Source organism: Bacteroidota bacterium, from assembly GCA_039714315.1.
In the GTDB taxonomy this organism is placed as follows: domain Bacteria; phylum Bacteroidota; class Bacteroidia; order Flavobacteriales; family JADGDT01; genus JADGDT01.
The window spans coordinates 1-11192 of sequence record JBDLJM010000105.1; the positions used below are offsets into that span (position 1 = coordinate 1).

The following is an 11192-nucleotide window of genomic DNA, read 5'->3' on the forward strand; positions in this document are numbered from 1 at the left end:
ACTTAAAGATTGGCACTATCTTATACCAATTACGATTCAAAGTGATTGATAAATAAATTGAATTATATTTTTTTTAGTTGAGGCAAAAAATCTTTGCATCTAGGCTAAGCCTAGACGGAAATATTTTTTAACGAAGAATAAGGAAAATAAAAACAATTACGAAGTAATCATGAATTCCTTAATAAATTAATTCTCATGAATAATTTATATCGGTCATTTTGATTTGTGATTGGTATTAATCTCAAATTCATCCAAATAAAGCTACAAAAAATCTATTCCTTCAATAAAACTCGCCTCTTATTATTATTATTGACTATCAGTTCAATTACTTTTTAAAGCACAACAGGGATATCTGATTGATTTCCAACACACATACCTTAATTTTACAACTCAAATTTTAACCGGATACATCCTGCCTAAGGTGCATATTTTTGTATATTGCACGGCTTTAAATACAAAAATCATGGAATACTTAGATTTTGAACAACCTATCAAGGAACTAGAAGATCAGCTTGAAAAATGCATAGAATTGGGGAAACAAAGCGAAATAGATGTTTCTGAAACTTGCAACAAAATCAAGGAAAAACTTGACCACACTAAGAAAGAAATATACGGCAAATTGTCGGCATGGCAGAGAGTACAAGTATCTCGTCATCCATCAAGACCTTACACTCTCGATTATATAACAGCATTAGCGGGCGATACTTTTTTGGAGCTTCACGGCGACAGAAACGTAAAAGACGATAAAGCTATGATTGGCGGTTTGGGTAAAATAGACGGACAATCAGTAATGTTTATAGGTCAGCAAAAGGGTATCAATACCAAGATGCGTCAGTACAGAAACTTTGGGATGGCGAATCCTGAAGGCTACAGAAAAGCACTTCGTCTGATGAAAATGGCTGAGAAATACAATATTCCTGTTGTAACCTTAATAGACACTCCGGGTGCATTTCCTGGACTGGAAGCCGAAGAAAGAGGTCAGGGAGAAGCTATTGCCCGTAACATATACGAAATGACGATACTAAAAGTACCGATCATAAGTGTAGTTATTGGTGAAGGAGCTTCGGGCGGTGCATTAGGAATAGCTGTTGCCGATAAAGTAATGATGCTTGAAAACTCATGGTATTCAGTTATTTCTCCCGAAAACTGCTCTACAATTTTATGGAGAAGTTGGGATTTCAAAGAGAGAGCTGCCGAAGCGCTAAAACTCACCGCTGACGATATGCTTAAAAACGAATTAGTAGATGCCATTATCAAGGAACCTCTGGGTGGAGCTCATCAAAACAGAGAGGAAACTTATGAGACTGTAAAAGGTGAAGTTCTAAAAGCTATCGAAGAATTGAAAGCTTTAGATTCGGAAGATATGGTAAATAAGAGAATTGAGAAATTCTCAAATATGGGAGTTTACGAAGAATAGATTTTTGATATAACCGTCATTCCGACCGAAGTGGAGGAATCTGTTACATATTTGCTATAAAGCTCAACAGATTCCTCCATGCGCTACGCTTAGTCGGAATGACGTATATTACTGAAGTTCTTTCCGAAGCATATCGAATGCCATTGCAACTGCTCTTCCCTGCATTTTTTCGCGCGGTTGACCGAAATTAAATTCTTTAACAATAGTTTTTTCTTTTGTTGCAAGAGCAATAAAAGCTACTCCCGGATCTTTACCGTCTTCTCCCCTGTCGGGTCCGGCTACTCCGGTAGCTGAAATTGCAAAATCAGTTTTAAATAATCCTCTGGCTTTTTCTGCCATAATTTTTGCTACTTCTTTACTTACAACCGTATGCTCCCCTATTATTTTTTCATCAACGTTCAGAACATCTATTTTTGATTGTGTAGCATAGCTAACCACCGACCCGTGGAAATATTTTGAACTGCCGGGCACTGAAGTTAACATACTGGCAATTTTGCCACCGGTAAAACTTTCTGCAGTTGAAACAGTACGTCCCTTATCGGTCAGAAGTTTTGCTACGATATTTTCAATAGGCTCATCATCGTAACCAAAAACTATATCACCGATTATCATGTTAAGCTTTTCCACCTCATCTTCGATACGCATAATTAACCCGGCTTTATCCGCACCTTTCAACGATAGTCTTAGCCGCACTCTACCGGGTGAAGGCAGATAGGCCAATTTCATATCCGAAGGTAAATTGATCTCCCAATCGTGAATTTTATCAGCCAATTCGCTTTCCGGCAAACCATATGTAAGTACGGTTTTGTGAACCAGATTTTCCGTGTGATATTTATCCTCAATAAAAGGAATAACATAACCGGTCATCAACCTCTTCATCTCGAAAGGCACCCCCGGTAATGAAATTGCAACTTTACCGTCCTTTTCAAAAATCATTCCGGGTGCTGTTCCAAACTCGTTATGAAGAAGCCTTGCTTTACCGGGCAAAAGAGCCTGTTCTCTGTTTAAACCGGACATTTTCCGCCCAAAGCGATTAAACAATGCCTCAATATGATTTAAAACTTCCTGATTTAAAACCATTTCATCATCGAAATACTTACTGAGAGCATGCTTTGTCAGGTCATCTTTTGTCGGCCCCAATCCACCTGTAAAAATCACCAGATCCACTTCATTAAAAGCCTGATCCAATGTATTGATTATTTGAGAAGGTTCATCTTTTATGGAGATACTTTTCAAAGTCTCAACTCCTACCGAATAAAGTTGTTTACTAATAAAAATACTATTAGTATCGACAACCTGACCTATCAATATTTCATCTCCAATTGCTATAATAATTGCCTTCATATAATTATTTTTATTCAGTATTAGACAAAATAACAAAAAAAGCGGTCAAAATTGACCGCTCCTATATATTTTTCTCTATATATTTTTCTAATTATTAACTTCTTCTAACCTCCAATTATTATATTTAATTACAAAAACAGAATTATTGTAATACCCACCAAAAGGTTTTTTGGAATAGTTGAATTTTCCTTGTACGCATCTCTTATTATTTTGAAGAATACCTACTTCCAGATTACTGCTTTTACCCAAAGAAAATAAAACATCGTATGTTACATCAAACCCCCGATATGCAAAAACACTGGGTAAATATTTATTTTTCTGTTTAAAATCCCGGTCAAACTCTTTAGCCTTAGCATCCTCATAATCCACAAAATAATCCTCAGGATATGTAAGAGAAACAGTATTTAAATAATCACTTTCAAGCTGATCTAATATCTTTGGTCTGCTCAGTAAAAATGCACGATTAGGCAATGAGTCTGTCACCTGATTAAGAGCTGTAATAACATCGGTAATTAAAACATTACTTTTAGAAGCCATAACTACAACATTATCTTTATTAGGCTCTAAAAGCTCAAACACAACTTCTCTGTCTACCAAATTTTCTTCAGCAATATAAGTAGATACTTTATTGGAATCCAGAGATGATTTTAATCTGGACTCTACAAAATCTACCTCTGCTTTATCTACCAGTCCTCCAAAGATCAAAATATTACTGGAATTACTATCTCCGTTAATTATTTCCTTTATAACACTATTTTTAGTTGTATATGATGTAGGCATAGCCTGAACAAGATTGAATCTGTTATCCAAATCAAGCTTTTTCGACAGTGGAGAAACTACCAGTACATTGTCATACTTCAATCGGTCGGCAACATATTCAACATTTTCGGTATACAGAGGACCAATAACAACATCTACTTCCGAAAAATCATTATTATCAAGAATCCTTTTTACTTCTTCCAGGTTTTTATGAGTATCAAAAACTCTAAGTCTGACAGAAAGTCCCATTCGCTTTAAAGAATCAATGGCAAACATTGCACCGTTATAAAAATCTAATGCAATTGCAGATTTAGGATATATACTTGGAGCACCTATTTCCACACCCTCTTTTAAAGCTGATTTAGTTTTTTCCTTGTGACTTGAATTATCATTAATAATTTCGGCATTCTTATCAAGGTAGAAAGGCAACATCATCACTACATCCACAACCCTTGGTATATCAAACTTATCCAATTCTTCAATTTTCTCCTTCGATGACAGTTTAGCGTCATTAGGCAGGTTTGTATATGTTTTTTGTTCAAATTTACTTGTATCATATACTTCACGGGGAGCTTTTGGAATTTTTAGCACCATTCCTATTTGCAATCCACCCGCTATATTTGGATTTTCCTTTTTTAGAACACTTATATCTACACCAAATTTTTTACTTAATCCATAATTAGTATCCTTTGGCTTAACTTCGTAATAAGTGTAGTTATAATTAATATCTTCTTCCCTTACAATTTCTTTAACATTACTCTTTGGTATCCATACTGTATCTCCTATATTAACGCTTTGCGCTATTTTTGGATTGTTCTCGATAAGTTCTTCTTCCGTAATTCCATACTTGTGACACAATCCCCAACGGGTTTCCTTGGGTTCTATTACATGTAGAATGAACTTTGAGGCATCCCTTTTTACCTCAACCACTTTTTTTGAACTAGGAATCAAGAGGGTCATCCCTATTTTCAGACCATCAACCAAGGAAGGATTTGCCTCATAAAGATCTTTTATTTCCACATTATATTTTTTCGACAAAGAATATAAAGTTTCCTTTGGGGCGACTTTATGATATACTTTGTCCCCGACTCTTTTTTCTCCTTCTGTAGCATCTTGTAAATTATCACTTACACCATCTTGCGCGGGAATAATAATTTTTGATCCAACAACCGGGGGATCCTTAACATCAGGATTGATCTTAATTAGATCATAAGGAGTTATTTTATATTTTTTTGCTATAGACCTAACTGTCTCGCCTGTCTTAACAGTATGTGTGTTAGACTTTCCCTGGGCAAACGAATTACTAACTGACAAACCAATCATAACGATTAGCAGTAAAATTCTTTGAAAATTCCTCATCTAAAGAAGTTTAATTTTAAAGTTTGAAATTATAAAATATTCAAACCTTAATATAATTTTTTGTAAAAAATAATAAGCATATAAAACAAGAGCAAAAAAAGCCGCCATTTCAACTATAAAAAAACGAAATGACGGCTCAAATATTATATAATAAACTTTACTTATTCCCACTCAATAGTTGCAGGTGGCTTAGAGCTAATATCGTAAACAACTCTGTTAACACCTTTAACCTGGTTAATTATTTTATTAGACACTTTAGCAAGGAATTCATATGGCAAATGAACCCAGTCAGCAGTCATACCGTCTGTAGATTCAACAGCGCGGAGTGCTACGGCATTTTCATAGGTTCTTTCATCACCCATTACACCTACTGTGTTAACAGGCAGGAATATTGCTCCGGCTTGCCAAACTTTATCATATAAACCATCTTCTTTAAGTCCGTTTATAAACACAGCATCAACTTCCTGTAAAAGTCTAACCCTTTCTTCGGTGATCTCACCAAGAATTCTTATAGCCAGACCCGGTCCCGGGAATGGATGACGGCCTAATAATTCATCATCAATACCAAGTGACCTACCAACTCTTCGAACTTCGTCCTTAAACAAAGTATTTAGCGGCTCAACAATTTTCAACTTCATAAAATCGGGTAAGCCACCAACATTATGATGCGATTTAATAGTCGCCGAAGGACCTCCGGTAGCAGAAACTGATTCAATTACATCAGGATAGATAGTACCCTGACCAAGCCAAACTACATCTTCAATTTTATGAGCCTCATCATCGAACACCTCTATAAATGTTTTTCCTATGGCCTTTCTTTTCTTTTCCGGATCAGATTCTCCTGCTAAAGCATCGTAAAACCGTTTTTTAGCGTCTACTCCAATTATATTTAATCCCATGTGCTCGTATTGATCCAGCACACTTTCAAATTCATTTTTACGAAGCAATCCGTTATCAACAAAAATACATGTTAACTGATCGCCTATAGCCTGTTGTAACAAAACAGCTGCAACCGTAGAATCAACACCCCCAGAAAGACCTAAAACAACTTTGTCTTTTCCGATCTTAGCCTTCAACTCAGCAACTGTATTATCTACAAAATGATCAGGAGTCCAGTCCTGCTTACATCCCACTACACCAACAAGGAAGTTTTCCAACAATTTCTTACCATCAGTAGAATGGTAAACTTCCGGGTGAAACTGTATTGCATAAGTATCCTCATCTTCAATTTTATATGCAGCAACTTCTACATCAGAAGTAGAGGCAATAATATTAAAGTTCTCAGGAAGTTTAGCGATTGTATCTCCATGACTCATCCAAACCTGGGAGCCTACATCAATTCCTTTAAGTAATTCTGAAGAATCATCTACATGAGCAAGATTTGCCCTACCGTATTCACGGATTTTAGAAGGTAAAACTTCTCCACCGTTTTTCTGAGCCATATATTGGGCTCCATAACAAACTCCTAATAGCGGTGCTTCTCCACGAATATTTGACAGATCTATATCCGGTGCATTTTCATCACGTACAGAAAAAGGGCTTCCTGAAAGGATAGTTGCCTTAAACTGATCTAAATCTTCCGGTAAATGGTTGTAAGGATGTATTTCACAGTAGATATTAAGCTCGCGAACCCTGCGGGCAATAAGTTGTGTATACTGTGATCCAAAATCGAGAATAAGTATTTTTTCTTGCATGCGCAAAATTACTCATTCTTCTAAAATTTGAAAGATAATTATTAAAAATGTTTACCCGTTACTCTAAAATCAAGAAAATCATTACTTTAACTCTAATTCAACACCAATTCATCATTCGACAACACACCATAAACCCTCCCTTTTAATTCTTTACCTACAAAGGCTGAATTTTTAGAAAGAGATTTGATCTGACTCTGGTCAAATGCAATACTCTCATCCGGATTGAAAAGTGTAAGTTCGGCTTTAGCATCAATTTCAACTGCAGGAACATCAACACCAAACCTTTTTCGTGGCTTATCACAGATTAGCGAAATTACTTCGTGCAATTCCAACTTTCCGGATAAAACTTTATTTAAGGCCCCAAAACCTGATTCCAACCCTATTGTACCAAACGAAGCGAGATCAAACTCCTTAAACTTACGTTCTATATCTTTTGGCCTGTGATCAGAGCTCACAAAATCAATAACACCATCTTTAATTCCTTTTATAATAGCTTTGATTTCATTCTTTGTTCTTAATGGTGGCATTACCTTGAATCTGGTTTCAAACTCATTTAGCACAGAATCATCAAGGTAAATATTGTGAATTGCCACCTGAGCCGTAACATCCAGACCTTTTTTCTTCGCCTCTTTTATCAAAGAAACCGATTTAGCTGTAGAAACATTCTGAAAATGCAGTTTACCTTCAGCATATTCCGTGAGAAATAAATCACGCGATACTCTTAATTCTTCTGATAAATTCGGAATTCCTTTAAGTCCGAGATTTGTACTGCTCTCTCCTTCATTCATCTGTCCTCCGTTCGACATCGATGCTGTGTCGGGAAAAGACAATACAGGCTTCCCAATTGTTTTATTATACAAAAGTGCAACCTCCATCAGCTTTTCGTTCTCTATACTTTTATCGTCGCCAAATCCAATTGCTCCGTAGTTACTCATATCATAAGCCTCCGAAATCTCTACCCCCTCGCGCTTCTTACTCAAAGCCCCTATGGGATAAATACTAACAGGATTATATGTACTGCGTTTAATTAAAAACTCAACATCCGATTTTTTATCAATAGCAGGATAGGTATTGGGCAACAAGCCAACAGCTGTATATCCGCCGGCAGCAGCGGCTGCCATCCCCGATTCCAGTGTCTCATTTTCTTCATAACCGGGCTCACCGAAACTAACTGTCGGGTCGAACCACCCCGGAGAAATATGTAAATTTTCTTTTTCTACAACTGTCGCATCGTCAGATACTTCTATTACATCAGAAATATTGCTGATTTTACCATTGTCGATTAATATATCAACAACCTTATTGTGAAATGTACTTTCGGGAGCAATAACCTTTGCAGATTTTATGAGAACCTTCATTTTTCAATATTTTATTTACAACACAAATCTATATTATCTTTTCTCTTTTAAAAATAAAATTAAAGATATTTCCAGCAGCAAAAAAGCGAATGTAAAGGTAAGACACCATCTCCAAAGATATAAAACATTACCTTGTTTTTTTAGACTGTCGTATTTAGCTGATACCGAACTCTGCTGCCGGTTAATATTAAAATTTCTATTTTCAAACCTCGAATAATTATAACTGACAGTCTTTACTACCTTGTCATTAGAATAAATATCAAAAGACCCTGACCTGTCAATCTTCGGAATCAATGCTTTTTCGGATGACGCTTTATACAAATCAACAAACTCATTATTAAGCTTCAAACTCAAATCATCAGCAAAACCGCTAATTTGCACATTCCTGTCTCCAACCTTATTATACAGTTTACCACTTAAGCCTGAGCTAACAATCTTATATAGTACAGGTATTGACATATCATAATTAATAAACGCCTTATCTCCGTCAAAAATTGGAGCTGAGAATATGAAAATACTACTATTCTTATTTTCTCTTTGCAGCAGAAAGGGTTTCCCACTGTCGAATGACAAAAGCTTATGACTCTTGCCTACCCTTAAATGAAAACTGTTTTCTATTTGAGGATAATCGAAATTCTCAACTTTTGAATCAAAAATATCATCAAAAAAATCATTATCATAATTGATCCCGGTTAAAAACTCCTCAGCCTTGTTCATTCCGGACACATTACCTAATCCGATTTGATTTAAAAACTTATTAAAGTCAAAATAAGAAATATCACTACCGGGAAGCAACAGAATATTATTGTCTGATTTTATATAGTTCATAACCTTTTTCAACTCTGCTTCAGGTAAAGTCCGGTTTATTGTGTAAACTACAAAATCGAAGTCTTCTAAATTTACAAGACTTAAATTACTATGACTGGCATTATGCAATTCCATAAAAGGATCATTCAGTATAAGGTTTAAGGTCTTGGATGTTTCCTGCCCCACAAAAAGAACCTTCGATTTCATGTTAAAATCAACGGAAAAGAACATTTCATTATCAAACTCCAATGAATTATCTTCGATAGAAACAAATCCTGAAGCTTTCATATCGTCAGGTACGGACAACTCTATTCCAAATACAGTATCTCTGTTTACTCTTACTGCTCTAGTAACAATTTGCTGAACCTTATTATCAAAACTAACCTGCTCGTTAAACTCCACTTCGGTGTTCGTTTCATCTCCAAAATTTCTCAACATGTATTTCAACATGAATTTACCGGAAGAAACAGTAACGTTATCAAACCAAATAGAATCTATTGAAATGTTATAATCGTTTTCGGGCCAATAAGTAAACTCTACAACACTCATATCAGAAAACAAAGAATCTGTTTGGGGCTTTTTTTCCTTAAAATCTGAAAAAATCAAGGTATAATAATCCAGTATACCTTCCCTTTGGGCAATATCTGAAACAAATGTTTTTGCTTTTAGACCCGAAAATGAATCATGGGTATAATTCGCTTTACTCAACTCAAGAGTCAGATCATGCTCACTCTCTATTAACGAATAAGCACTGTTGGTTAAAAGGTAAATTTTATATGCATCCTTAAAATCGCGATAAGTATTTTCAATGTCTTTCTTAGCTATATCAAATAAAGAAACTTCTCCCCTCTTAGCCTGCATACTGAAAGAATTATCAAGGTATAAAAATACAGCCCGACTGTTCTGCTTCTTCAAATCCTCATTACTAAAATACGGATAAGCAGCAGCCAGCACAAAAAACAACAGCATCATCATTCTCGAAAAAAGTATGAGCCTTTTTCTTAGCGATGAAAAACTTTTCTTTCTGGTCTTTAATTCCTCAAGGAGGTCTACTCTGGTAAAAAATATCTTTTGTGCCTTTCGGAAATTAAAAAGGTGAATTATAATAGGGATTAATAACAAAAACAACCCCCAAAGGTATTCCGGATGTACAAAATGAAGTTTTTCCAAATCTGTTTAAAGTCTATTTAGTCCGAAGCTCTAACACCTCTTCCGCAAATGAATTTATGGTCTCTCTAACTGAATCCAAATCTTTAGAATATATCCCCGAAGCAAGTGGATGAGCTCCTACATCAGGTAATTTCACAAATCTCTTTTTCGATTCCGAAGTTGAAATATTTTCACTCATCCATTCCTGTGCCTCGACCTTTACTGTTGGATCCTGATTATCTTCATCTTTATAATAAGCCACAGTGAGAGTAGGACAGGCTACTTTCTTAAATGTTTTTTTGTTCATCGAAGATTCAACAAGTTCCTGCAAATTCACGATAGCTTCGAGCCTGTATTTATTATTCCAGTATTTAGCCGATTCCTCAGTTTCCGATCCTGTTACATTATAATCACTTCCTTTTACCAATCTCGCTATTTTCAAGCCCCAAGGGTCATTCAATATAAAAGCCGCCGGATCATTTATCTCTATATTAGGCGAAAAATTAATCAAAGCTGATACTTTCTCCGGAAAATTAGCTGCTAAAATCAGTGACAATGTCCCTCCCGTAGAAGTACTCATGAGTATAACTTTATCTCCGAGTTTTTCTCCCACGGCTAATGCTTCTTTTGCACTCTTCCACATTCTCTCCGAAGTCATATCTAAAAGAGCATCACTTGTATCAATACCGTGATCTCTCAGTCTGGCAAGGAACAAATTCATCCCATATCTCTTGGCAAACTCCCTGTGAACGGGGGCTCCCTCCATCTGACTTGCAGAAAATCCATGTAGATATACTAATGACCACTCAGTTTTCTGCTTCAAACTGTCATCAGCAAAAACTATTACAGCTTCGTTATCTTTTTTTATATTACCTCTTGATTTCTCTGATTTATCAATAGAGTCTGCCAGTAAAGAAAGATCAGATGGCAGTTTAGGAAAATCATTATTGTAAACAGCGCTTTCCGGCTTTGGCCCAAAAAAGTAAATAGCTGCAATCAGAAAGACTAATGCGATTAATATTTTATACAGTGACATTGATATGGAATTAGATTATATATCAAATATAGGAAATGAAATCTGACTAGTCCTAAAAAAAAACTACAGTTTTTATTCCGGAAAACAATATACAAAATCAACTACTCTATTTTTTTCTCTCAGTAATTATCTCCTTTCAGAAATACTATGGATCAAATTTATCTTTCGGGAACAAATTTTATTACACGGTAAAAATTTAAAGGTAAAAGTTTTACGAAAGTGAGCTTTCTACACCGTGTTAAACTTTTCACTTTTCTCTTTTAACTTTT

7 protein-coding genes are annotated in these 11192 nt (G+C 35.6%); 1 reads left to right on the forward strand and 6 read right to left on the reverse strand.

Going from position 1 to position 11192, the window contains the following annotated elements; all coding sequences use genetic code 11:
- Window positions 1–463: 463 nt before the first annotated feature.
- Complete coding sequence (locus tag ABFR62_10370; protein MEN8138823.1) at window positions 464–1417, forward strand: acetyl-CoA carboxylase carboxyltransferase subunit alpha; 954 nt, start codon at window positions 464–466, stop codon at window positions 1415–1417.
- A 108-nt stretch (window positions 1418–1525) separates the two neighbouring features.
- Here ABFR62_10370 and ABFR62_10375 read toward each other — a convergent pair whose 3' ends face one another.
- From ABFR62_10375 to ABFR62_10400, 6 genes are all read right to left on the reverse strand, one after another.
- Window positions 1526–2761 (reverse strand): competence/damage-inducible protein A, encoded by a 1236-nt coding sequence (locus ABFR62_10375; protein MEN8138824.1) that lies wholly within the window; start codon window positions 2759–2761, stop codon window positions 1526–1528.
- An 87-nt stretch (window positions 2762–2848) separates the two neighbouring features.
- Window positions 2849–4879 (reverse strand): LysM peptidoglycan-binding domain-containing protein, encoded by a 2031-nt coding sequence (locus tag ABFR62_10380; protein ID MEN8138825.1) that lies wholly within the window; start codon window positions 4877–4879, stop codon window positions 2849–2851.
- 161 nt (window positions 4880–5040) lie between these two features.
- Complete coding sequence (gene guaA / locus ABFR62_10385; protein MEN8138826.1) at window positions 5041–6573, reverse strand: glutamine-hydrolyzing GMP synthase; 1533 nt, start codon at window positions 6571–6573, stop codon at window positions 5041–5043.
- Window positions 6574–6665: 92 nt separating this feature from the next.
- The gene (locus ABFR62_10390) at window positions 6666–7931 is read right to left on the reverse strand and encodes a dihydroorotase (protein MEN8138827.1); all 1266 of its coding nucleotides are present in this window, start codon (window positions 7929–7931) and stop codon (window positions 6666–6668) included.
- 33 nt (window positions 7932–7964) lie between these two features.
- Window positions 7965–9908: a BatA domain-containing protein gene (locus ABFR62_10395; GenBank protein ID MEN8138828.1), complete on the reverse strand. Its 1944-nt coding sequence runs from the start codon at window positions 9906–9908 to the stop codon at window positions 7965–7967.
- A gap of 13 nt (window positions 9909–9921) precedes the next feature.
- The gene (locus tag ABFR62_10400) at window positions 9922–10923 is read right to left on the reverse strand and encodes an alpha/beta hydrolase (GenBank protein MEN8138829.1); all 1002 of its coding nucleotides are present in this window, start codon (window positions 10921–10923) and stop codon (window positions 9922–9924) included.
- Window positions 10924–11192 lie beyond the last annotated feature (269 nt).